Raw genomic sequence first — 20,319 nt, 5'->3', positions numbered from 1 at the left:
CATGCCAGCACGCAGCCCCGAGGCGCTTCTCCATGTCCATCCCCTCATCGTCCATCCCCTCATCGCGCATCGCCGGATCCGACACGCTCAACGACGTCGACGTCGTCATCGTGGGGGCGGGAGCGGCTGGGCTCGCGGCGGCTCGGGTCCTTCAGGCAGCGGGATCCGGCGTGCTGGTTCTCGAAGCGCGCTCGCGCGTGGGCGGACGGGCCTTTACGGACCGGTGCGGCGACACGCCATTCGATGCAGGCGCGGCCTATGTGCACTACGCCGACCGCAATCCGTGGGTGGACATCGCGCGCTCTCTCGAAACGCCGCTGCCGCCCCACCGCGGCTGGGGCGGCGGCGTCCCCTTTCGCGACGGGGTGCGCCTGGTCGAGCCGGAGCGCCGCCGACGCCGCTCGGGCTCCGACCGGCTCTGGGACCTCATGCACCCGTCCGACGACGGACCCGACCGCACGCTGGCCGACCTTGTGCGGGACGAGCCCGTGGAGGTGCGGGATGCGGCGGTCCGGTATGGGCGGCAGGCGATCGGGGAAGATCCGGAGCGGATCGGTCTGGCTGATCTCCGGCAACTCTGGGAGGGGCGGGACAGGACCGTTCCGTCCGGCTATGGCGCGCTCGTGGCGGCATCGTCGGCCGGGCTGCCGATCCGGCTCAATAGCCCCGTGTCGCGCATCGCATGGGGAGGCGCCGGCGTGGTCGTCGAGGGCGCCTGGGGCGCCATCCGGGCCCGCGCCGTCATCGTGACCGCCCCGCTGGGCGTGCTGGCCGGAGAGGGGATCCGCTTCGATCCCGTTCCGCCGGCGCCCGTCCGGGACGCCATCGGCGCGCTGCGGATGGGAGCGCTGACCAAGGTGGTCCTCGAATTCGACGGCGAGCGCTTCGACTGGCCTTCCCCCAGCGACATCTATCCGCTGGAGACGGGTTTCAATCTGGAGCTCTGGCCGTTCGACAGGAACATCGTGATCGGCACGATCGGCGGCACGCCCGCCCGGGAGCTGATCAACATGGGCGAGAAGGCCGCCGTCCATGCGCTCCTCGATACGTTCTGCGGCGTTGTGGGCGCCCGGGCCCGGGATCGCCTGCGCGCCGGACGTCTGTCGGACTGGGTGACGGACCCGTTCGCGCGGGGGTCCTACTCCTACGCTCCTCCCGGCGAAGCGGCGGCGAGGCAGGCGCTGGCGGAGCCGTTCGGCGAGCGCGTTTTCCTGGCGGGCGAGGCGACGTCGGGCGGGGGAGACACCATCGGCGGGGCGATGACGGTGGGCGGGGCCACGCTGGCCGGCCGCAAGGCCGCCGAAGCCGTACTGATGGCGGCCAAGGCCACCGGTTTCTAATCCGGCGCGTAACCGAGCATGTCGGCCTGCAGCGGCGCCGCGATCGGTCCATCCTGCTTCAATGTCTTCGACACGCGGGCCAGTGGGCTCTGGTTGTCGGTCCGCCATTGTTGAGGGCTCGCGCCGGACCACTCGCGGAACGCCCGGGTGAAGGCGCTCGCTTCCGAATAGCCGATCGACAGAGCGATTTCGCTCAGCGGAATGGCGGTGGAGCGCAAGAGCCGCTTGGCGACGTCGTATCGGACGGCCGCCAGCAGGGACGAGAAGCTCACGCCCTCGGCGGCGAGCCGGCGGCTAAGGGTCCGGCGGTTGAAGCTCATGGCGGCCGCTACCGCATCGACGGAGAGATCGCTGTCCTGCAGCCGCGTCCGAATGATCCTGCTGACCTCCTCCGACATCGAGTGCTCGGTCAACTCTTCCGCCGCTTCGATTTGCCCTCTCAGGAATCGGAAAAGCGCTTTGTCGGAGCCTGGCACGGGGCGGTCCAGCCAGGACGTCGAAAATTCGATCCCGGCCTCCTCGGAATCAAACCTCACCGGTGCCTCCAGCAGGTGCCGATAGGATCCGGCCTCCTCAGGACGGCTGCGGGACAGATCGATCTGGATGGCGCGCCAGTCCGGGCCGCAGATCGCCTTCAGGGTGGTCCAGGCGACGCCCAAGACCATCTCCGCCGTCTGGTTCAATCCGGCCGCCTGCGCGTGCAGCATCACGCAGTGGAGCGTGACCACGTCGTCCTGTTCGTCCACCAGGATGAGCATCCCGCGTCCCTGGTGGTGCATGAAGGCGCTGAGATTGGCCAAAGCGGAGCGGACGGTCGGCGCATGCTGGGCGAGGAAGCCGACCAACCCCAGCGAGGAGGGCGTGGCGGCGACGCCCACGAGAAGGCCGAAATGGGGAGCGCCGGACAGGGCCGCCCCAGCCTGCAGGAAGCGGCCGCAGTCCTCGAACGAGATGACTGAATCGGGATCGCGCAGCAGCTTGGCGCTCACTCCGGACGCCCGGCAGGCCTCCTCCAGGGTGTGCCCGAGGCCTGCAAGCACGTCCGAAGCGGTCGCCAGCGGGCCCACGCGCATGTACCCCGGCCTTAAAATGGGGAGGCGCCCGTGGGCGGGCGGGTCTCTTTGCGGACGGCTCTGGCGGATGCTGCTGACCATCGATGCGATTCTGAAAGCGACAGCCTACTTAGGCGTGCTACTCGCTTGTAGGTCAACCAAATGACTTCGCTCAATTGTGTTATCAATATTACGAGTGCTAAACCGTACGCTTGAAGCCTGACAAGGTGCGATTTCAGGCCGCAGGGCGGCCATTCGGCCGCCCGCGCGGGTCGATCCGTCAGTTCATCCGCGCCAGCGACTCAAGCTTGGCGGCGTCGGTGACGGTGACGAACGGGCCGTCGATCCGGCAACCGCTCTTCTCGATCTGGGCGAAGTTGCGGGACAGGCTTTCGGGCGTCATTCCCAGACGGAGCGCGAGCGTGCGCTTCGAATAGGGCAGCTCGAACCGCTCCGCCCCGCCGAAGTGGCGCTGCACGCGCAGCAGCCAGTGGGCGAGGCGCTCGATCGAGGTGCGCAGCTTCTGCTCCGCCAGTTCCTTGGCGAGACGGGTCGAGAGCGTCGACGTGATCACAGCGGCCGCCATGGCGAGTCCGGCGTCGCTGGCGAGCGCCGGCGCAAGGGCGCCTCCCGGGACCGCCAGCAGGCGGGCCGTGGTGAGGGTGCGCGCGCCATGCACCGGCTCGTCGCTCGACAGCAGCGCGTCCAAGCCTACGGCCAGGCCGTCGCGGACGGTGCACAACATGGCCTCACGGCCGGCTTCGGTCGAAAACAGCTCCACCGCGCCATCCAGGATGATGTGCACGAAGCCCGGCCGTTCACGGGCGCCGATCAGCTCCGTTCCGGACGGAACGCGCTGAACGAGGCACAGGCGTGAGAAGTGTTCGAGAGTTCCGGGCGAGGAGTCGCGGAACAAAGGCGTCGAACGAAGACCTTCGACGGAGTAGCTCTGCTGAATGGTCATCAACATAGAAGTGTCCTTCAAGACGAGGCGGTTGGAGCAGGGGGCCATCCACCGTTGGGGGCTAGGGAGCTTTTTCGCGGCTTAGGCGAATCACCCACTTGACCGTGCGTAGAAGTTGCGCCGTCATGCGTCGCAATGCATGACAATCCGAGACGCGATTTATCTCATAGGTTGTATTACAGAGTGTAAAGATCGAAAACCGGGAAAACGTGCGGCCGAATTATCCGGCGGAGCGTGAACAAGCGGCCTCTCCATGCGTTGTTGGCCGAGACACCACGAGAGGAGCGCAGCATGGACAAGCAGCACATCAAGGGCGCGGCCGACAAGGCCAAGGGCGCTGTGAAGGACGCAGCCGGCAAGCTCATGGGCGATGAGAAGCTGCAGGCCGAAGGCAAGGCCGACAAGGCGAAGGGCGAGGCCCGCAGCGCCGTCGGCGACGTCAAGGACGCAGCCAAGAAGGCCACCCGCTAAGGGCAGCCCACGGTATCGGACAAGGGCCGGCGCGAAGCCGGCCCTTTTTTCAGGCGTTCAACAACGAAAAAAGGCCGGCGAGCGCCGGCCTTTTCACGTTCCGGGCCGCGACGGTCAGTCGCAGCGGCGGATACGCTTGACGACCATGTCGCCGTCGAAATTGCGCTTGCGGATCGTCGTGGTGCGGCAACCGACCGAGCCGGTCTCCACGCGGCGAACCGAAACGTCGCGGTCGCGATGCATCCGGAAGCCCTCATGGCGACCGCGGTCCCATCCCCGGTGTCCGCCGGTGTCGATGGTGACGCTCTGCGCCATGGCGGCGGACGATCCGAGCAGACCCAGGGCGATGGCGATTGCAACAGTCTTCATCACGTTCCCTCGTTCATCATGCGACCACACGTGTTCGCTGTCCTGACAACGTCAGTCCGATCAATGCGTTCCGTGAAGACCGAGCTTGTCGGAGGAGTTTGCGCTGAGGGTCGCCGGGCTGGTGCGACACAGCCGTGAGTTGACGGGGCGGCTCCCGGCGTGCTGCAGTGCGGCAAGCTCGCTGTGCACTGCAGCACGCCGGGTTCCCCTCACTTTTGCAGTCTCTTGCACCTTCAGGAGGGCTTCGATGGCTTCTATCGATGACGATAAGATCAGGCGCAGGCTCGCGCCGTTCCTCGCGGAACAGAAAATCACCGAGCCTCGGATTTCCACGTCGCAGGCGTCGTCCCGGATCGTCGTGAGCGTGGCTCCGCGTGGCCGCGAGATCCTCCACCTCCAGGAGGAGCTGATCGCGGCGCTGGCCGATCTCGGCGACGGCGTGGTGGTGGAGTTGGCCCAGTCGGCCTGACGCACGTTCGGCGGCGCGCGACGACCCGTCGCGCCCGCCGGATGAGTGCCCTGTGGCGAGAACCCCGGAACGGTGATTGGATGACATCGCGCTGAGGGAGGCCACGGATGACCAGGTTCGCCACGGTGTTGTTGGCCTGCATGGGCGCGGTCGCCTCGACCCTCTCGCAAGCCGAGGAACGCCAGCCGCCCTGCACCGGTCTCGTGTCCTCGATGCAGCCCTTCATCCAGCCCGCGGCGCTCGGCGTCGGGCAGGTCGGCCTCACCTTCATCGGACACGCCACTTTCGTGATCGAGAGCCCGGGCGGGATCCGGATCGCGACCGACTATAACGACTATCTGCGCCCGCCCGGCCGGCTCGACGCCGTGACGATGAATCACGCCCACTCGACCCATTTCACCGACCGGCCGGACCCGTCGATCCCCATGGTGCTGAGAGGGTGGGACGAGAGCGGCGGCGCCGCCCGGCACGACGTCGTGGTCGGGGACGTGCACATCAGGAACGTCCCCACCAGCATCCGCGACTGGTCCGGCGGCACGGAACGGGACGGCAATTCGATCTTCGTTTTCGAGACGGGGGGCCTGTGCGTGGCCCATCTGGGTCACCTGCATCACACATTGCTGCCCGGTCATCTGAAGAACCTGGGACGGATCGACGTGGTCCTCGTGCCGGTCGACGGCAGCTATACGCTCGACCTTGAAGGCATGATCGAGGTGCTGGGCCAACTCAACGCACGGGTGATGATCCCCATGCACTATTTCGGCTCCGCCACTCTGGCCCGCTTCCTCGATCGCGCCGGCCGGCAGTGGCCCGTGGAGCGACGCGACGATCCCGTCCTCGTGGTGTCGCGCGAGACCCTGCCCGAGACGCCGACGGTGATCGTGCTGCCCGGGCGCTGAACGTCCATCGAGCTTACGTGATCGCCTGTCCGGCCTGCGCGATTGCTGCGCGATTGCTGCGCGCCCGGGCTGAGCTTATGGTCGCGACGACCCCCGATACCGTGCACGCGATTGATCAATGGCGAGACTCCAGATGGCTTGTTCCTGGCTTCGAACCTGTGCGGCGCTGGCGTTCGCCGCCTGCGGCGCTGTTCAAACGGCCCAGGCGAGTCCGCGCGTGGAGGAGTTGCTCTCGCGCATGACGCTGGAGGAGAAGGTCGGCCAGCTCAATCTGGTGTCGGGCAATCACGCGGTCACCGGGCCTTTCGCTCCGCAAAGCGTGCGCGACGCGATCCTGAAAGGGCAGGCGGGCGGCCTCTTCAACGTCTACGGGGCCGAGTACACCCGCAGCCTCCAGGCCATGGCGCTGACGGAGACCCGGCTCGGCGTTCCGCTCCTTCTCGGGTTCGACGTCCTGCATGGCTATCGGACGATCCTGCCCATCCCGCTGGGCCAGGCCGCCAGCTGGGACATGGAGGCCATCCAGGCCGGCGAGCGGGTCTCGGCGACCGAGGCCTCGGCCGCGGGGGTGAACTGGATCTTCGCGCCCATGGTGGACGTGACGCGCGATCCGCGCTGGGGCCGCGTGGCGGAGGGGAGCGGCGAGTCCGCCTGGCTCGGAGCCCAGATCGCCGCCGCCCGTGTCCATGGGCTGGAGGGACAGTCGCTTTCCGCGCCCGATTCCGTGGCGTCCTGCGTCAAGCACTTCGCCGGCAACGGCGCGACCGAGGCTGGCCGCGACTACAGCGCGCTCGATCTGTCGGAGCGGGCCCTGCGGGAGCAGCAGCTGCCGCCCTTCAAGGCCGCCGTGGACGCCGACGCGCGCTGCGTGATGGCCGCGTTCAACGCCGTGGATGGCGTGCCGGGCGTCGCCAATGAGCGGCTCCTGCGCGACATCCTGCGGAAGGAATGGGGTTTCCGGGGCATCGTCGTCAGCGACTTCGGCGCGATCGGCGAACTCCCGGTGCATGGGGTCGCCGAGGACGGCTTCGACGCCAGCCGGATCGCGTTCCAGGCCGGCACCGACATGGACATGGAGAGCCGGAGCTATGTCGGGTCGCTCCCGCTGCTGGTCCGGGAGGGGCTGGTCGACGGCGGACTGCTCGACGACTCCGTCCGGCGCATCCTGCAACTCAAGGAGGATCTGGGCCTCTTCGACCAGCCCTTCGGCCGCTCCGACGAGAAACGCGAAGCCGAGGTGATCGGGAGCGCGCAGCACAAGGCCGTCGCGCTCGCGCTGGCCGAGAAGTCGCTCGTGCTCCTCAAGAACGACCGGGAGGTGCTGCCTTTCGCCGTCACGGCCAAGTCCGTCGCCGTCATCGGGCCGCTCGGCGACGCCGGCGCCGACACCCTCGGGCCCTGGGCCGCGCATGGCGATCCTAACGCGGCGATCACCCTGAAAGAAGGGATCGCCCAGGTGCTCGGCCCGTCGGCGCGGGTCACGGCGCTGGCGGCGGGCTCGGTCGAGCGCTCCACGGCCGCAGACATCGCCTCGGCCGTGCGGCTGGCCGCGACGGCGGACGTCGTCGTGCTCGCGCTCGGCGAGCACGCCACCCAAAGCGGAGAGGCGGCGAGCCGGGCCTCCCTGGACCTGCCGGGCGACCAGCTCTCGCTGGCTCGCGCGGTGCTGGCCCTCGGCAAGCCAACCGCCGTGGTGCTGTTCAATGGGCGGCCGCTGACCATCGAGGATCTCGACCGCGACGCGCCGGCCATTCTCGAGGCCTGGTTCCCGGGCAGCGAAGGCGGCCTCGCGGTCGCCCGGACGCTGTTCGGGCTGAACGAGCCCACCGGGCGGCTGCCGATCAGCTTCCCCCGTTCGGTCGGCCAGATCCCGATCTACCACGATCACCTGCCGACCGGCCGGCCGGCGGCCGAGACCTACAAGCCCTACACCAGCGCCTATATCGACCTGCCGTCGACGCCGCTCTACCCCTTCGGCTACGGTCTTTCCTATGCGCGCTTCGAGATGGGCGAACCCCGACTCGACCGGCTGCGCATGGTGGGCAGCCAGTCGGTGCAGGTCACGGTCGACGTGACCAATGTCGGCCCGAGGCCGGGGACCGCGCAGGCGCAGCTCTACATCCGACACAAGGTCGCGCGCCTGTCGCGTCCCGTGCGGGAGTTGCGCGGAATGGGGCGCGTGACTTTGAAGCCCGGCGAGGCGGGCGTCATCTCCTTCACGCTGAAGGAGAGCGATCTCGCCTACTGGCAGCCCGGCGGCCGCTTCGCCGCGCCCGATGTCGGAGGTCCGGTCGAGGTCCATGTGGGACCGGATTCCGGCCGCACGCGGATGACCGTGCTCGAATATCGGCCGTCTTCCGCGATGGTCCAGCAGCCGGCCCGGGTCGACACGGCGCGCCCGACCCCATAGCCGCCTGCGCTTTCGAACGCGTCATCCGCGCGGCGGAACATCGCTTGCATTCCATCGTTAGGCCGGTTCTCCCAACCCTTGGAGGATGGACCATGACGATGGCGAGCGAAGGCGCGTCCGACACGATCCGATCGGAATTCGTGACCGGACTACGCAACGCCCACGCGCTGGAAAAGCAGGCGAGGCAACTGATCGAGCGGCAGCTCGAGCGGCTGGAGTCCTATCCGGAGGTGGCCCAGGCCCTGCGCAGCCACCTGCAGGAGACCAACCAGCAGGAAGAGCGCATCGACCAGCTCCTGGCGCGTTTCGATGAGAGCCGGTCGGTGATCAAGGACGCCGCCATGCAGTTCACCGCCAATCTGGGCGCGATGATGCACGCGACGGCGGACGACGAGATCCTGAAGAACACCTTCGCCAACTTGGCCTTCGAGAACTTCGAGATCGCGTCCTACAAGTCCCTGATCGCGATGGCCAAGGCCGGCGGCTTCACCCAGGAGGCGCAGGTCCTGGAGCAGTCGCTGCGCGAGGAGCAGCAGATGGCGTCGTGGATCGACCAGAACGTCGCCACGGTGACCACAAAATACCTGCAGCTGAAGGCCAGCGGCTCGCGGGCCGACCGCTGAGCCCTTGGAGGGCTCCGGCCGCGCCGGGGCCCTCCCAACGCATAGCGGCTATTCCGTTATAACGAACGTTTTTCCGTTTTGTCAGTTGCGTCTCTCGCGATTTCGGGTAGGTTCGCATCGCTGCAACGCGCTCGGCGTTGCCGCCGCGGGGATTTGAGCCAGCAGCTTGCGCCGCGTCACCAAACGCTAAAGCGCCACGACGACGTCGTGGGCTCCGTGACCGGGAGACCCGCATGCCGAACCCTTTAGATATCGCGCCTCGCATTGCGCCGACGCGTTCCGACCATCCGACGGCCCTGCGAGCCCGGCGCTAAGCCCGCTCGGCGCCCGGCCTTCGTCGTCGCGACCTTTCAGGGAAGATGATCATGAACGCCCCCTTGAGGGTCGCCCCGAGCGGCCCGCCCTTGCATGAGCTTCAGCCGGCCGCGGCTGCGATCCGCTTCGAGAAGGCCTCGAAGGTCTTTGGGCCGCGCCGGGGCCAGCCCGAGTTGACGGCGCTCGACGGCATCGATCTTTCGGTCCCGAAGGGCTCCATTATGGGCGTGATCGGCCGGTCGGGAGCAGGCAAGTCCACGCTGATCCGGCTCGTGAACGGGCTCGAGCGGACGACGGGCGGAGCCGTCTGGGTGGACGGCGTGAACGTCGCCGGTCTGGACGAAGCCTCGCTGCGCACCGTGCGGCGCTCGGTCGGCATGGTGTTCCAGCACTTCAACCTGCTCTCGTCCCGCACGGTCTTCGACAATGTCGCCCTGCCGCTCGAGATCGCGGGCGGCGACAAGGCGCAGGCGCGCAGCGCGGTCGAGCGCCTGCTCGCGCTGGTCGGCCTCTCCGACAAACGCGACCGGTATCCGGCGGAACTGTCCGGCGGCCAGAAACAGCGCGTGGGCATCGCCCGGGCGCTCGCCACCGATCCGAGCGTCCTCCTCTGCGACGAGGCCACGTCGGCGCTCGATCCGGAGACGACCTCCTCCATCCTGCACCTGCTCGGCAGCCTGAGGGACAGGCTCGGCCTGACCATCCTGCTCATCACGCACGAGATGCAGGTCATCAAGGAGATCTGCGACCGCGTCGCCGTGCTCGAGGCGGGCCGCATCGTGGAGGAAGGCGCGGTTTTCGATGTCCTCACGAAGCCCCGGCATCCCACGACCGCCAGCTTCCTGGCCTCGGTGACAGGGGTCGAGCCGCCTCCCGACATCGCCCAGACGCTTCGGCCGGAGGCTTACCCGGGCGGCAGCGCCGTCGTGCGGATCACCTTCACGGGCGAAAACGCCACGAGCCCGGTGATCAGTCGGCTCACGCGGGTTCTGGGCATCGATTTCAACATCCTGGCGGGGCGCATCGAACGCATCGCCGGCCGTCCCTATGGGAGGCTGCTGGTCAGTCTTCCGTCCGACGAGCCGGGGCTGTCGGCCTCTCTGTCGGCGCTTGCGCGCCTGGAACTCGGCTCGGAGGTCATCGGCCATGTCCCCTGAATTGCTGCGCCTCGTCTGGCAGGCGACCCTCGACACCCTGTCCATGGTGGCCGTCGCGGCCGTGATCGGCAGCCTGCTCGGACTGCCGCTCGGAGTCTTCCTGGCCGCCAGCCGCAAGGGCGAGCTCTTCGCCGCCCCGGCGGTGAACGCGGCGCTCGGCCTCGTCGTCAACGCGGCGCGGTCGACGCCCTTCATCATCCTCGTCGTGGCGATCATCCCCTTCACACGCTTGATCGCCGGCAGCTCGATCGGCACCGCGGCCGCGATCGTGCCCCTGACGGTGGCGGCGACGCCGTTCATCGCGCGGATCGTCGAAGGCGCGATCCGGGAGGTCGACCATGGCCTGATCGAGGCCGCGCGGGCCATGGGGGCGGCGCCGCTGCAGATCGTCGTGAAGGTGCTCATCCCCGAGGCGCTGCCCGGCATCGTGCTCGGCCTGACCCTCGCGGTCGTGAGCCTTATCGGCTACTCGGCGATGGTCGGCGCGGTGGGCGGCGGCGGCCTCGGCGATCTTGGAATCCGCTACGGCTACCAGCGCTTCATGCCCGAGGTGATGGCCACCGTGGTGGTGGTCCTGATCATCCTCGTCCAGGCCGTCCAGAGCCTCGGGGACAGGCTCGCCAAGCGCCTCAACCGGCGCGTGCGCCAATCCTGACTTTCTTCAGCACCGACCCAACGGAGATCCACCGTGTTTCAGTCTCTCAGCCGGCGAGCTCTGCTCGTCTCCACGCTCGCTGTGTCCCTGCTCGGAACGGCGGCCGCGCGCGCCGACCAGGTGGTCCGCATCGGCGCCACCCCCGGGCCGCACGCCCAGATCCTCGAGGCGGTCAAGCCGGTTCTCGCCAAGAAGGGGGTCGACCTCAGGATCCAGGAGTTCTCGGACTATGTCGTGCCCAACCAGGCGCTCGACGCCGGCGAACTCGACGCCAACTCCTTCCAGCACCAGCCCTATCTGGATAACCAGGTGAAAGACCGCGGCTACAAGCTCGTGAGCGTCGCCACGACGGTCAATTTTCCGATGGGCATCTACTCCAAGAAGCACAAGAGCTTCGATCAGATCCCGACGGGCGGCACGGTGGCGATCCAGAACGATCCCACCAATGGCGGGCGCACCCTGCTGCTGCTGCAGGACAAGGGTGTGATCAAGCTCAAGCAGGGCGTCGGCTTCAAGCCCACCGTGCTCGACATCGTCGAGAACCCGCGCAAGCTGAAGTTCATCGAGATCGACGCGGCCCAGGCTCCGCGCACCTTGGACGACGTGGACGCGGCGGCCGTCAACACCAACTACGCCGAGCCCGCGGGCCTGAGCCCGCAGCGCGACGCGATCCTGCTGGAAGAGCCCAAGGGCCCCTATGTCAACGTGATCGCGGTCCGGGCCGCCGACAAGGACAAGCCCTGGGTCAAGGACCTGGTCGACGCCTATCGGACGCCCGAGGTGAAGGCCTTCATCGAGACCAAGTTCAAGGGCGCGGTGCTGACGAGCTGGTGATCGCCTGATTGCCGAAACGCCCGGCTCTCATGGGAGCCGGGCCACATTTCGCCGCCTTGGACAGAAAGCGGCCCCACCTGCAACGGCCCACGCGTTTGGGTTGATCCCGGGAGCGCCCGGCCTATAGTGCCGCCCCTCGACGGCCTCCCGGCCGAACAGGCGTAAAGGCGCGACCATGTCCATCCGTTCCGGCGTCGTCGACGCCATTGGCGACACTCCCCTCATCGAACTCAAGCGAGCGTCCGAACGGACGGGCTGCCGCATCCTTGGCAAGGCGGAGTTCATGAATCCCGGCCAGTCGGTGAAGGACCGCGCCGCGCTCTTCATCATCCAGGATGCGGTGCGCAGGGGCGCCCTGCGGCCGGGCGGGACGATCGTGGAAGGCACGGCCGGCAACACCGGCATCGGTCTCGCGCTGGTCGCCAACGCGCTCGGCTTCAAGACGGTCATCGTGATCCCCGAGACGCAGTCCCAGGAGAAGAAGGACATGCTGCGGCTGGCCGGCGCGGATCTGGTCGAAGTGCCGGCCGCGCCCTACGCCAATCCCAACAACTACGTGAAGGTGTCGGGCCGGCTTGCCGAGCAGCTCAACGCCTCGGATCCGAACGGCGCCGTCTGGGCGAACCAGTTCGACAATCTCGCCAATCGCCAGGCCCATATCGAGACGACCGGGCCGGAGATCTGGGCCCAGACCGACGGAAAGATCGACGGCTTCATCTGCGCGGTCGGCACCGGGGGCACCCTCGCCGGAACCGGGATGGCGCTGAAGGAGCGCAACCCCGCGATCCAGATCGGGCTCGCCGACCCCATGGGCGCGGCGCTCTACAATTTCTATGAGCACGGAGAGCTGAAATCGTCCGGATCGTCCATCACGGAAGGGATCGGGCAGGGCAGGATCACGGCCAATCTGGAGGGCGCGCCCGTCGACGCGGCGTTTCAGATCCCCGACGAGGAGGCGATCCCGATCGTGTTCGACCTGCTGGAGCACGAGGGGCTGTGCCTCGGCGGATCGTCGGGCGTCAACGTCGCCGGCGCGATCCGGCTCGCCGAGCGGCTGGGGCCCGGCAAGACCATCGTGACGATCCTGTGCGACTACGGGACCCGCTATCAATCCAAGCTGTTCAATCCGGCCTTCCTGAAGTCGAAGGGCCTGCCGACGCCGCATTGGCTTGAAAAGGCGTCTCGCGTGACGGCGCCCCTGGTCTGAAGCCGCGTTTCAGGCCGCGACCGCCTCCGGTTCCGACCCCGGCGCAAGGCGCAGCCGCAATCCGTCCAGGTCCTCGCTCATGAGGATCTGGCATGAGAGGCGGGAATGGGCTTCCACAAGCGGCGCGTCGTCCAACCGGTCGACTTCCTCGTCGTTAGGCGGCGCCAGGCGGTCCAACCACTCCGGGTCGATATAGACATGGCACGTCGCGCAGGCGCAGGCGCCGCCGCATTCGGCCTTGATGCCAACGTCCCAGTCTCGGATCACCTCCATCACCCGCCAGCCATCGAGGGCCTCGAGCGTGTGCTCCGTTCCATGGTGATCGATGACCTTAATGTGCATGCCCGTTCCATCCTCGACGCCGGCGCTTCGGTTCATCCACGAACGCGCGATGGTCAGCATTGATCCGGCGCAAGGGCCGGAGCGTTCCGGCACCATGCCGCATGGGCGAGGTTATTTCAATTCTGTTCTGTGAATTTTTATAAAATCCAATTCCACACGTGTTTTATTACGCCAGCATCTCCGAGATGGGACGGAACGCCTTGACGAGAGCCTGGTCGAGCTTCGGCCCCATGTCCTCGAGCACCCTGAACGCCGCGGCGGGCGCCATCGGGGGCTTGTAGGACCGACGCTCCGAAAGGGCCGCGAAGATGTCGCTGATCGTGAGCAGACGGGTGAGGTCGAGCACCTGCGGCCCGGAGAGACCGTGGGGGTAGCCCGATCCGTCGAGAAATTCGTGGTGATGCTCGATGGCGTCCAGCACCGCCGGATCGAGCGGATCGCCCTCGGCCAGCATCTCGATGGCGGCGGTCGGATGCCGCTGAACGATCGCGAACTCCTCGGGCGTGAGCTTCAAAGGGCTGTCCAGGATCTCAACGGGGATCTTGGCCTTGCCGATGTCGTGAAGAGTGGCGGCCAGCATGGCCCGGGCCACGTCGCGGCGCGAGAAGCCCAGGCGGTCCACGAACGCCGCAACGAGGCCGTTCACCAGCATGCAGTGCTGGAAGGTGCCGTCGTGATGGCGGCGGACGCTTTCGACCCAGTCCGCCACGCCCGTCCGCCGGATGTCCTGGAACAGCTTGGCGTTAGCCTCCTCGATCTCCGTCACGGAGGCGATCGCGGCGCCCGAAAGGCAGCGGCGCAGCACCTCGTCGCCGCCGAACCTTGGGCCGCTCGATGAAACGTGCGGGTCCTCCGCAGGCGCGGCCATGTCCGTCGGACGGACGGCGGTGGACAAAAGCGAGTCGCTCGACCGCGGCGCGACCGACCACGGCGTCCCGGCGGTGGAGACTCTCGCCGCGGTCTGCCCGTTCGGGGCGGCGCGCGTCATCGGCGAAGAGCTGGATTTGAAGCGTTGCATGGGAGGGCGCCAGCTGAAGCTGAGGCGCAGCATGGCTAACAATGCATGACAAAACGTTACAATTCGAGCAGACGGACCGACGCCGGTCTTTTCTACTCTGAGTATCAAACAGTATTTACTCGCGTAAAACTTGCAAGAGCCATGTTTTCTTCGCGTATCCGAATGGCGAGCACGCCCGCATGGATGACGCTCGCGACGGCGGCGTAGCCCGGCATGTGCAGCGCCAGCGGCGCAACGGCGATCTCCGCGGCGACGATCATGTAATTGGGGTGCCTGAACAGGCGGTAGGGGCCGCGTTTCACGAGGCTTTCGCCGGGAACGACCAGGATGCGCGTGGTCCAGCGACGACCGAGCGTCGCCAGGACCCAGAGGCGCAGTCCCTGCAACGTCGCGAACGCCGCCGCCGCGGGCGTCCAGATCGGCTGATCGCGCCCCATGAGCCACAATCCGGCGAGCCACGCCGCATGGAACGCGACGATCAAGGGATAGTGCCCCGGGGCGAGTTCCAGCGCGCCCCGGGCGATCAGCCGTGTCGTGTTGCTGCGCGCCCAGGCGAGTTCGGCCAGTCGCTGGCCCGTGAGCGCGAGCAGCAGGATCGTCGCGGAGGTCACGCCACCCTCGCCAGGGCGCAGGCGGAGGCTGTGAAGCCCGGCCCCATGGCGGTGAGCACGGTGACGTCCGGTCCGGGCCGCTCCAGCACCCGGTCGAGGACGAAAAGCGCGGTCGGGGCGCTCATATTGCCGAACTCCGACAATACGTCCCGCTCGATGTCGAGTTCGCCCTGCGGCAGGCCGAGCGAGCGCTCCAGCGCCGTGATCACTTTTGCGCCGCCGGGATGGCAGGCGAAGCGCCCGACGTCCTCGCGGGCGAGCCCCATGCGGGCCAGCAGGCCTTCCATGGCGGCGCCGAGATGCTCCTCGGCGAAGGGCGGGATCGACTTGGCGAAGACCACGCCCAATCCCTCCGCGTCGACGTCCCATCCCATGATGTCGAGCGTGCCGGGCCACTGGTGTTCGGCCGAGCCGGTGATCTCCACCGCGCCGTCGCGGTCGCCGGCGCGCACGAGCGCCGCCGCCGCGCCATCGCCGAAGAGGGCGGTGGCGACGATGTTGGCCTTCGAGAAGGCTTCGCCCCGGAAGGACAGGGTGCAGAGCTCCACGCAGACGAGCAGCACGAGGCTGCCCGGGGTCGCCTTGGCGAGCTTGGCGGCGAGGCCCAGCCCGGTGACGCCGCCGGCGCATCCCAGCCCGAACACCGGGATCCGCGCGACGTCCGGCCTCAGGCCGAGGCGCTCGGCGGCGCGGGCCTCCAGGCTGGGCGTCGCGATTCCGGTCGACGAGACCGTCACCACCGTGTCCACGTCCGAGGCCTGCAGGCCCGCCTTGTCGAGCGCGTTCTGGGCCGCGGCGATGAAGAGGTCGCAGCCGCCCTCCAAATAGGCGCGCGTCCGCTCGGGCCAGCCGGCCGGCTCGGAGTACCAGGCGATGGGCTGGACCGAGCGGCGCGTTCGGATGCCGGCGTTCTCGAAAACGGGCGCGATGCGGTCGAACTCGCCCTGGCGACGTCCGAAGATGTCTCGCGCCCGCATCGTCACCTCGCTCTGGTGGAGCACGTGGGGAGGCGACGCCGTCGCGACGGACAGAAGGCGAGGGGACAATGGAGCGGTCATGCAAAGGCCTCGACAGTCGAAAGGGGCGACGCTGGCCGCGTCACGGGCACCTTACGAACGTGCGGGGCTTCAAGTCGCATCACCTTTGCGAGCGCACGCGCGGTCATGCCGCAGCGTCGAGCCTGTTTTCAGTCTCCCGGCGCCGTCGGCGGCGATCGTCAACGGTCCTCGGTGCCCGCCCGGGTGTACTGGCTGAGCGCCGGGCGCCAGCGCGAGTCCGGCCCGAAGTCTCCCACGGTGTTCACGGAGAGCAGTTCGGCCAGGCGATTGCGCGCCCTGTTGACGCGGCTCTTGATGGTGCCGACCGCGCAGCCGCAAATCTGCGCCGCCTCCTCATAGGAGAGGCCCGATCCGCCGATCAGGATCAGCGCCTCGCGCTGGTCGGGGAGGAGTTTCTGGAGCGCGGTGTTGAAGTCCGCCAAGTCCATGTGCCCGTCCTGGGCGGGATGGGTCGCCAGCCTGGCCGCCATCTGGCCGTCGGCGTCCTCGACCTCGCGGCGCCGCTTGCGGTGCTCGGAGTAGAAGACGTTGCGCAGGATGGTGAAAAGCCAGGCGGAGACGTTCGTGCCCGGCGTGAACGAGTTGCGGTTGCCCCACGCCTTGAGAAGGGTTTCCTGGACCAGATCGTCGGCCCGGTCGGGATTGCCGCAGAGCGACATGGCGAAGGCTCGTAGCGCCGGGACGGCGCCGAGCAGGTCGTCCTTCATTCGGCGGCCTGCGTCGTCCATCACTCGGCTTCCTTCTTCTCTCCCCCGGTTTTGACGTCCAGCTGGTTGAGAAGCTCCAGAAAGCGGTCTGGCACGGGCTGGTTGACGACGGATTCGTAGATGGATCGGAGCTGACGTCCGATCTGCGCGTTGACGTCCGGATCCAAAGCTCCACCCTGCGGCGAAACAGACGCATCGCCCGACACACCCATCTGCTGATCCATGCTGGTCCCTGTACGATCCCGTCGCCGGCGCTTCTTCTCGTCCATCCAGGCCTCCACATCGCGGATCGCGGCATTACATAGGGGGAATAGCGACCTCGGGCGTGGGACCCGGGGGACTAACGTCCCTTGAGCCGCCCGGTTCCGGGGGTCGCTCGGAACTTTTAGGGGGGAATGTCGTTACCGTGAGGTCAAGGTTCGGCTTGCCTCGGAATGGCTGACCGCCCGCCTCTTCATCGTCTTCTCAAGCTGTAAGGCTCGCCCATGTCAATTGCTCAGGCGATCGCACCGCATCTGCCCTATCTGCGCCGCTTCGCGCGCGCCCTGACGGGGACTCAGCAGGGCGGCGACGCCTATGCGGTCGCGACCCTCGAAGCGCTTATCGCCGATCCAGGTTCCTTCGACCGCGACATGGAGCCTCGCGTGGCGCTCTATCGCGCTTTCCTGAAGGTCTGGGGATCCATCGCGGTCAATCAGATGACCGACTCGCCCCTGACCACCGGAGGCATGACCCGCAATCTCGCCGCGCTCACGCCGCCTGCGCGGGTGGCCTTCCTGCTGAGCTCGGTCGAGGGATTCACCCACGACCAGATCGCCGGGGCGATGGGCCGCACGCCGGACGAGGTCTCCACCCTCATCGACGAGGCCGGCCGCGAAATCGCCCAGCAGATGGCGACCGACGTCCTCATCATCGAGGACGAGCCGATCATCGCGATGGATCTGGAGGCGCTCGTCGAGGGCCTCGGCCACCGGGTGATCGACGTCGCCCGCACCCGTAACGAGGCCGTCGAGGCGGTTCGCCGGCAGCAGCCGGGCCTCGTCCTGGCCGACATCCAGCTGGCGGACGGCTCGTCGGGCCTCGACGCCGTGAACGACATCCTGGAGAGCTTCGAAGTGCCGGTGATCTTCATCACCGCCTATCCGGAGCGCTTCCTCACGGGCGAGCGACCCGAGCCGGCGTTCCTGGTCACCAAGCCGTTCCGGGTCGAGACCGTGAAGGCCGTGATCAGCCAGGCGCTGTTCTTCGACCAGAAGTCGCACCGCAAGTCGAAGTCGGCGGTGGGCTGAACGCCCGGCGGCCCTGTCCTGAAACAAAAAGGCCGCGCACCCGTTGCGCGGCCTTTTCGCTGGCGACGTCGTCGCCTCTTCAGTCCTTGTCGAGAACCCGCCCGCCCACGAAACCGGCCAGCACGGAGAGCCCGAGCAGCGTCCAGGGGCTGACCCGGCTCGTGATCGACTGCGCGATCCCGGCCGCCATCCGGTCCTTGGCCCGGCCCACGCCCATGGTCCTGAGCAGCGCGGTGACGTCCAGCGCCGATCCGGCCGCCCGGCTCGCCTGCTCGGCCAGGCGCTGGCGTTCGCGCTCGGCTTTCTTCTTACGGGCCGAGTTGGTGATCAGACGAATGATCACAACCAGCACGGCGAGGCCCGCGAAGATCCCGGCCATGTACCCCGCCGCGTGCAGGGACCCGTAGCGGTCGGCGAACCAGATATAGAGCGCGCCGATGCCGAACCCGGCGGCTATCAGAGCCAGGATGACGATCAGGGCGATCTCGATCACGTCCTCGACGAGGTTGCTGACCATCGTGCGGACAGGGCGCAGGGCGCTGTCCTTGAGTTGAGCGAGCATCTGGATCATCAGCGTGAACGGCTCAGGAGACCGAGGACCAGGCCGATCCCGGCCGCGATCAGCACAGCCCTGATCGGGTTGCGCTCGATTCGGTTCTCGAACTCCGCATTGTAGTCCAGCAGCCGGTCGCGCGCCTCGCTGGTCAGCATCGCGCCGGCCTTGGTGATGTCCTCGGCGCGGCTGTAGACCTGGTCGCGCGCCTGGTCGACGACGCCGCGAACCGAACCCTGCGCGTCGCGAGACCGATGCGACACCATCCGGGAGACAGTGTCGGCGAGCCGCGCGAGGTCGTTGCGGATGTTCGTGAGATCCTCGCGAACGTCGGACATCCGGTCCTGACTGCCAAGCATGGGATGGAGCTCCTCTACATTACACGCTGACGCCGCGCGGGCGCAGGGCCGGGGCGCTTGCCCTGGACGTAAAGCTGCAACGCGAGCGTGGAACCGACGGTTCCCGGGTTCCGCCGCACAGCGCCGCACCGCAAAGAAAAACCCGCAACGACGGAGTCGTTGCGGGTTTCAGGAGGCGTCGGCTCGAGGGGAAGAGGGGGCATTCGTCCCGTCGCGTCGACGCTCCCGACCAGAACGCGTCTCCGGAAAACAAGTTCCGAGGCGCGCGTGAAAACTTGACGTCAGACCAGCCCTCGGCTCATGGCGCAGCGGTGGAGCGAGCGCCTCGCCCGAGCCAGTGCTTCATAGCCCTCCCGCTCGCGCCTCCAGCGGTCCGGCTCCGCATCGTCATCCAGCGCCATCAGGCAACCGACCAGGCTGACCATGTCCTCGAAGGCGCCGAGCAGATCCGGGGACCGCGTTCCGCGGCGCGCGAGCTCCTCCAGGAATTCGCTTCTGTTGCGCAAGGCGGCGGGGACGTGCGTGGGGGTATCCTGCGGAACCAGCGTCTCAGTACTCATGCAGCCCGCCTCCCAGGACGATTTCCGCCCTTTTCGCACCACGTTCACGCGGATGCGCTCTAACGTCGAAGGCGGTCGCGCAGTTCCAACCCGACGCATGCCTGCCGCGATCCTGGAACCCCATCGCACGGCCAGGTGTTGGCCTGCGCCTTCTCCAACGTCAGCGAGCCTTGCGTGATTCACCTTACGGTGCGCCACACCACCACCTACACCTATGCAAACCCGGTCCGCCTGGGCGAGCACCGCATGATGCTGAGGCCGCGCGACAGCCACGACCTGCGCCTCGTCAAGGCGGACCTGTCGATCTCGCCCAAGGCGACGCTCCGATGGATGCATGACGTGTTCGGCAATTCGATCGCGCTGGCCCGCTTCGACGAGCCCACGACGGAACTCCGGATCGAAAGCACCCTCCAGATCGAGCGTTATCCGGGCGATCCGCGGCGGGTCGAGGTGACGCCGGAAGCGCGGGTCTACCCGTTCATCTATTCCTCGGAAGACCGGCAGGATCTCGCAAGGCTCGTCGACCTGCACTATCCCGACCCGAAGGGCGCGCTCGCGGCCTGGGCGAAAGGCTTCGTCACCGCGCAGCCGATGGACACGCTGGAGCTGGTGTCGTCGATCAACTCTTCCATCCGCCAGCAATTCGGCTACGGCGTGCGCAACGAGGAGGGGACCCAGACGCCTCAGGAGACTCTGGAGCTCGGATCGGGGACGTGCCGGGATTTCGCGCTGCTGATGATCGAGGCCCTTCGCAGCCTCGGCGTCGCGGCCCGGTTCGTGTCCGGCTACCTTTACGATCCGGCCCTCGACGGCGGGTCGCACGGCGTCCGAGGCGCCGGCGCAACCCACGCCTGGGTGGAGGCCTACCTGCCGGGGGCGGGGTGGATCGAGTATGATCCGACCAACGGCATCATCGGATCCGACGCGCTGTTGCGCATCGCGGTGACGCGCGACCCCAGCCAGGCGATCCCGATCAGCGGCGAGTTCACGGGCCGATCGGGCGACTTCACCGGCATGAAGGTGGACGTGGACGTCACAACCCGCCGCTGAGTAAGCG

Annotated in this window: 25 protein-coding genes; 13 read left to right on the top strand and 12 right to left on the bottom strand. The window is 67.7% G+C overall.

Translation table 11 applies throughout. The features are described from left to right. Positions 1–32: 32 nt before the first annotated feature. Complete coding sequence (locus ABEG18_RS16780) at positions 33–1,340, top strand: flavin monoamine oxidase family protein (protein ID WP_406854192.1); 1,308 nt, start codon at positions 33–35, stop codon at positions 1,338–1,340. Here ABEG18_RS16780 and ABEG18_RS16775 read toward each other — a convergent pair. Beyond that, positions 1,337–2,494 carry an AraC family transcriptional regulator gene (locus ABEG18_RS16775; protein WP_406854191.1) on the bottom strand — a complete coding sequence of 386 codons (1,158 nt, stop codon included), beginning with the start codon at positions 2,492–2,494 and terminating at the stop codon, positions 1,337–1,339. The genes ABEG18_RS16780 and ABEG18_RS16775 overlap by 4 nt on opposite strands. Positions 2,495–2,672: 178 nt before the next feature. Then, a complete protein-coding gene (locus tag ABEG18_RS16770; protein WP_406854190.1) occupies positions 2,673–3,362 on the bottom strand; it encodes a helix-turn-helix domain-containing protein in 690 nt (229 codons plus the stop codon). Positions 3,363–3,647: 285 nt separating this feature from the next. Between ABEG18_RS16770 and ABEG18_RS16765 the strand changes: the two genes are divergently transcribed. Further along, entirely contained in the window at positions 3,648–3,827 is a 180-nt protein-coding gene (locus tag ABEG18_RS16765; RefSeq protein WP_406854189.1) for a CsbD family protein, read from the top strand. 114 nt (positions 3,828–3,941) lie between these two features. Here ABEG18_RS16765 and ABEG18_RS16760 read toward each other — a convergent pair whose 3' ends face one another. Further along, entirely contained in the window at positions 3,942–4,196 is a 255-nt protein-coding gene (locus ABEG18_RS16760) for a hypothetical protein (RefSeq protein WP_406854188.1), read from the bottom strand. A 247-nt stretch (positions 4,197–4,443) separates the two neighbouring features. Here ABEG18_RS16760 and ABEG18_RS16755 point away from each other — a divergent pair, with 247 nt between their 5' ends. From ABEG18_RS16755 to ABEG18_RS16720, 8 genes are all read left to right on the top strand, one after another. Further along, positions 4,444–4,665: a hypothetical protein gene (locus ABEG18_RS16755; protein ID WP_406854187.1), complete on the top strand. Its 222-nt coding sequence runs from the start codon at positions 4,444–4,446 to the stop codon at positions 4,663–4,665. A 107-nt stretch (positions 4,666–4,772) separates the two neighbouring features. Next, entirely contained in the window at positions 4,773–5,564 is a 792-nt protein-coding gene (locus tag ABEG18_RS16750) for an MBL fold metallo-hydrolase (protein ID WP_406854186.1), read from the top strand. A 217-nt stretch (positions 5,565–5,781) separates the two neighbouring features. Further along, positions 5,782–7,974, top strand: coding sequence for a glycoside hydrolase family 3 N-terminal domain-containing protein (locus ABEG18_RS16745; protein ID WP_406854185.1), 2,193 nt, complete (start codon positions 5,782–5,784; stop codon positions 7,972–7,974). A 92-nt stretch (positions 7,975–8,066) separates the two neighbouring features. Continuing rightward, the gene (locus ABEG18_RS16740; protein WP_406854184.1) at positions 8,067–8,597 is read left to right on the top strand and encodes a ferritin-like domain-containing protein; all 531 of its coding nucleotides are present in this window, start codon (positions 8,067–8,069) and stop codon (positions 8,595–8,597) included. 365 nt (positions 8,598–8,962) lie between these two features. Beyond that, positions 8,963–10,069: a methionine ABC transporter ATP-binding protein gene (locus ABEG18_RS16735; RefSeq protein WP_406854183.1), complete on the top strand. Its 1,107-nt coding sequence runs from the start codon at positions 8,963–8,965 to the stop codon at positions 10,067–10,069. Then, positions 10,059–10,724, top strand: coding sequence for a methionine ABC transporter permease (locus ABEG18_RS16730; protein WP_406854182.1), 666 nt, complete (start codon positions 10,059–10,061; stop codon positions 10,722–10,724). Before ABEG18_RS16735 ends, ABEG18_RS16730 begins: the two co-directional genes overlap by 11 nt. An 81-nt stretch (positions 10,725–10,805) precedes the next feature. Further along, positions 10,806–11,558 (top strand): MetQ/NlpA family ABC transporter substrate-binding protein, encoded by a 753-nt coding sequence (locus ABEG18_RS16725; RefSeq protein WP_406858628.1) that lies wholly within the window; start codon positions 10,806–10,808, stop codon positions 11,556–11,558. A gap of 175 nt (positions 11,559–11,733) precedes the next feature. Next, a complete protein-coding gene (locus ABEG18_RS16720; protein ID WP_406854181.1) occupies positions 11,734–12,765 on the top strand; it encodes a cysteine synthase A in 1,032 nt (343 codons plus the stop codon). 9 nt (positions 12,766–12,774) lie between these two features. On the opposite strand, the gene ABEG18_RS16715 is transcribed toward ABEG18_RS16720, so the two are convergent. Then, a complete protein-coding gene (locus tag ABEG18_RS16715; protein WP_406858627.1) occupies positions 12,775–13,107 on the bottom strand; it encodes a 2Fe-2S iron-sulfur cluster-binding protein in 333 nt (110 codons plus the stop codon). Between the two features lie 166 nt (positions 13,108–13,273). Continuing rightward, a complete protein-coding gene (locus tag ABEG18_RS16710) occupies positions 13,274–13,975 on the bottom strand; it encodes an HD-GYP domain-containing protein (RefSeq protein WP_406854180.1) in 702 nt (233 codons plus the stop codon). On the opposite strand from ABEG18_RS16710, the gene ABEG18_RS16705 reads away from it, so the two are divergent. Next, the gene (locus ABEG18_RS16705) at positions 13,974–14,174 is read left to right on the top strand and encodes a hypothetical protein (RefSeq protein WP_406854179.1); all 201 of its coding nucleotides are present in this window, start codon (positions 13,974–13,976) and stop codon (positions 14,172–14,174) included. The two genes, ABEG18_RS16710 and ABEG18_RS16705, sit on opposite strands and share 2 nt — an antisense overlap. A gap of 55 nt (positions 14,175–14,229) precedes the next feature. On the opposite strand, the gene ABEG18_RS16700 is transcribed toward ABEG18_RS16705, so the two are convergent. From ABEG18_RS16700 to ABEG18_RS16685, 4 genes are all read right to left on the bottom strand, one after another. Next, a complete protein-coding gene (locus ABEG18_RS16700) occupies positions 14,230–14,736 on the bottom strand; it encodes an isoprenylcysteine carboxyl methyltransferase family protein (RefSeq protein ID WP_406854178.1) in 507 nt (168 codons plus the stop codon). Beyond that, positions 14,733–15,794: a type III polyketide synthase gene (locus tag ABEG18_RS16695; protein ID WP_406854177.1), complete on the bottom strand. Its 1,062-nt coding sequence runs from the start codon at positions 15,792–15,794 to the stop codon at positions 14,733–14,735. Before ABEG18_RS16695 ends, ABEG18_RS16700 begins: the two co-directional genes overlap by 4 nt. 158 nt (positions 15,795–15,952) lie before the next feature. Next, positions 15,953–16,522, bottom strand: a complete 570-nt coding sequence (locus ABEG18_RS16690) for a sigma-70 family RNA polymerase sigma factor (RefSeq protein ID WP_406854176.1) — start codon at positions 16,520–16,522, stop codon at positions 15,953–15,955. Further along, complete coding sequence (locus ABEG18_RS16685; RefSeq protein WP_406854175.1) at positions 16,522–16,770, bottom strand: NepR family anti-sigma factor; 249 nt, start codon at positions 16,768–16,770, stop codon at positions 16,522–16,524. Before ABEG18_RS16685 ends, ABEG18_RS16690 begins: the two co-directional genes overlap by 1 nt. Positions 16,771–16,986: 216 nt before the next feature. On the opposite strand from ABEG18_RS16685, the gene ABEG18_RS16680 reads away from it, so the two are divergent. Beyond that, complete coding sequence (locus ABEG18_RS16680) at positions 16,987–17,790, top strand: response regulator (RefSeq protein WP_406854174.1); 804 nt, start codon at positions 16,987–16,989, stop codon at positions 17,788–17,790. Positions 17,791–17,869: 79 nt separating this feature from the next. On the opposite strand, the gene ABEG18_RS16675 is transcribed toward ABEG18_RS16680, so the two are convergent. The 3 genes from ABEG18_RS16675 to ABEG18_RS16665 form a co-directional block, all read right to left on the bottom strand. Further along, positions 17,870–18,352 carry a hypothetical protein gene (locus ABEG18_RS16675; RefSeq protein ID WP_406854173.1) on the bottom strand — a complete coding sequence of 161 codons (483 nt, stop codon included), beginning with the start codon at positions 18,350–18,352 and terminating at the stop codon, positions 17,870–17,872. 8 nt (positions 18,353–18,360) lie between these two features. Then, positions 18,361–18,702, bottom strand: coding sequence for a YqjD family protein (locus tag ABEG18_RS16670; protein ID WP_406854172.1), 342 nt, complete (start codon positions 18,700–18,702; stop codon positions 18,361–18,363). Between the two features lie 281 nt (positions 18,703–18,983). Next, the gene (locus ABEG18_RS16665; RefSeq protein ID WP_406854171.1) at positions 18,984–19,262 is read right to left on the bottom strand and encodes a hypothetical protein; all 279 of its coding nucleotides are present in this window, start codon (positions 19,260–19,262) and stop codon (positions 18,984–18,986) included. Between the two features lie 174 nt (positions 19,263–19,436). On the opposite strand from ABEG18_RS16665, the gene ABEG18_RS16660 reads away from it, so the two are divergent. After that, the gene (locus ABEG18_RS16660; protein ID WP_406854170.1) at positions 19,437–20,312 is read left to right on the top strand and encodes a transglutaminase N-terminal domain-containing protein; all 876 of its coding nucleotides are present in this window, start codon (positions 19,437–19,439) and stop codon (positions 20,310–20,312) included. The last annotated feature ends 7 nt before the right edge of the window (positions 20,313–20,319 follow it).

Origin of the sequence: Alsobacter sp. KACC 23698, from assembly GCF_045348435.1 — a bacterium.
Classification (GTDB): Bacteria; Pseudomonadota; Alphaproteobacteria; order Rhizobiales; family Beijerinckiaceae; genus Alsobacter.
The sequence above is the reverse complement of the archived record's forward strand: the minus strand, read 5'-3'. Positions and strand labels throughout refer to the sequence as shown.

What these genes read in the sequence shown, in the direction of transcription:
- ABEG18_RS16780 (WP_406854192.1), top strand. Translation starts at nt 33, where the DNA reads ATGTCCATCCCCTCATCGTCCATCCCCTCATCGCGCATCGCCGGATCC.
- ABEG18_RS16775 (WP_406854191.1), bottom strand. Translation starts at nt 2,494, where the DNA reads ATGGTCAGCAGCATCCGCCAGAGCCGTCCGCAAAGAGACCCGCCCGCC.
- ABEG18_RS16770 (WP_406854190.1), bottom strand. Translation starts at nt 3,362, where the DNA reads ATGTTGATGACCATTCAGCAGAGCTACTCCGTCGAAGGTCTTCGTTCG.
- ABEG18_RS16765 (WP_406854189.1), top strand. Translation starts at nt 3,648, where the DNA reads ATGGACAAGCAGCACATCAAGGGCGCGGCCGACAAGGCCAAGGGCGCT.
- ABEG18_RS16760 (WP_406854188.1), bottom strand. Translation starts at nt 4,196, where the DNA reads ATGAAGACTGTTGCAATCGCCATCGCCCTGGGTCTGCTCGGATCGTCC.
- ABEG18_RS16755 (WP_406854187.1), top strand. Translation starts at nt 4,444, where the DNA reads ATGGCTTCTATCGATGACGATAAGATCAGGCGCAGGCTCGCGCCGTTC.
- ABEG18_RS16750 (WP_406854186.1), top strand. Translation starts at nt 4,773, where the DNA reads ATGACCAGGTTCGCCACGGTGTTGTTGGCCTGCATGGGCGCGGTCGCC.
- ABEG18_RS16740 (WP_406854184.1), top strand. Translation starts at nt 8,067, where the DNA reads ATGACGATGGCGAGCGAAGGCGCGTCCGACACGATCCGATCGGAATTC.
- ABEG18_RS16735 (WP_406854183.1), top strand. Translation starts at nt 8,963, where the DNA reads ATGAACGCCCCCTTGAGGGTCGCCCCGAGCGGCCCGCCCTTGCATGAG.
- ABEG18_RS16730 (WP_406854182.1), top strand. Translation starts at nt 10,059, where the DNA reads ATGTCCCCTGAATTGCTGCGCCTCGTCTGGCAGGCGACCCTCGACACC.
- ABEG18_RS16720 (WP_406854181.1), top strand. Translation starts at nt 11,734, where the DNA reads ATGTCCATCCGTTCCGGCGTCGTCGACGCCATTGGCGACACTCCCCTC.
- ABEG18_RS16715 (WP_406858627.1), bottom strand. Translation starts at nt 13,107, where the DNA reads ATGCACATTAAGGTCATCGATCACCATGGAACGGAGCACACGCTCGAG.
- ABEG18_RS16705 (WP_406854179.1), top strand. Translation starts at nt 13,974, where the DNA reads ATGTCCGTCGGACGGACGGCGGTGGACAAAAGCGAGTCGCTCGACCGC.
- ABEG18_RS16710 (WP_406854180.1), bottom strand. Translation starts at nt 13,975, where the DNA reads ATGGCCGCGCCTGCGGAGGACCCGCACGTTTCATCGAGCGGCCCAAGG.
- ABEG18_RS16695 (WP_406854177.1), bottom strand. Translation starts at nt 15,794, where the DNA reads ATGACCGCTCCATTGTCCCCTCGCCTTCTGTCCGTCGCGACGGCGTCG.
- ABEG18_RS16690 (WP_406854176.1), bottom strand. Translation starts at nt 16,522, where the DNA reads ATGGACGACGCAGGCCGCCGAATGAAGGACGACCTGCTCGGCGCCGTC.
- ABEG18_RS16685 (WP_406854175.1), bottom strand. Translation starts at nt 16,770, where the DNA reads ATGGACGAGAAGAAGCGCCGGCGACGGGATCGTACAGGGACCAGCATG.
- ABEG18_RS16680 (WP_406854174.1), top strand. Translation starts at nt 16,987, where the DNA reads ATGTCAATTGCTCAGGCGATCGCACCGCATCTGCCCTATCTGCGCCGC.
- ABEG18_RS16675 (WP_406854173.1), bottom strand. Translation starts at nt 18,352, where the DNA reads ATGCTCGCTCAACTCAAGGACAGCGCCCTGCGCCCTGTCCGCACGATG.
- ABEG18_RS16670 (WP_406854172.1), bottom strand. Translation starts at nt 18,702, where the DNA reads ATGCTTGGCAGTCAGGACCGGATGTCCGACGTTCGCGAGGATCTCACG.
- ABEG18_RS16665 (WP_406854171.1), bottom strand. Translation starts at nt 19,262, where the DNA reads ATGAGTACTGAGACGCTGGTTCCGCAGGATACCCCCACGCACGTCCCC.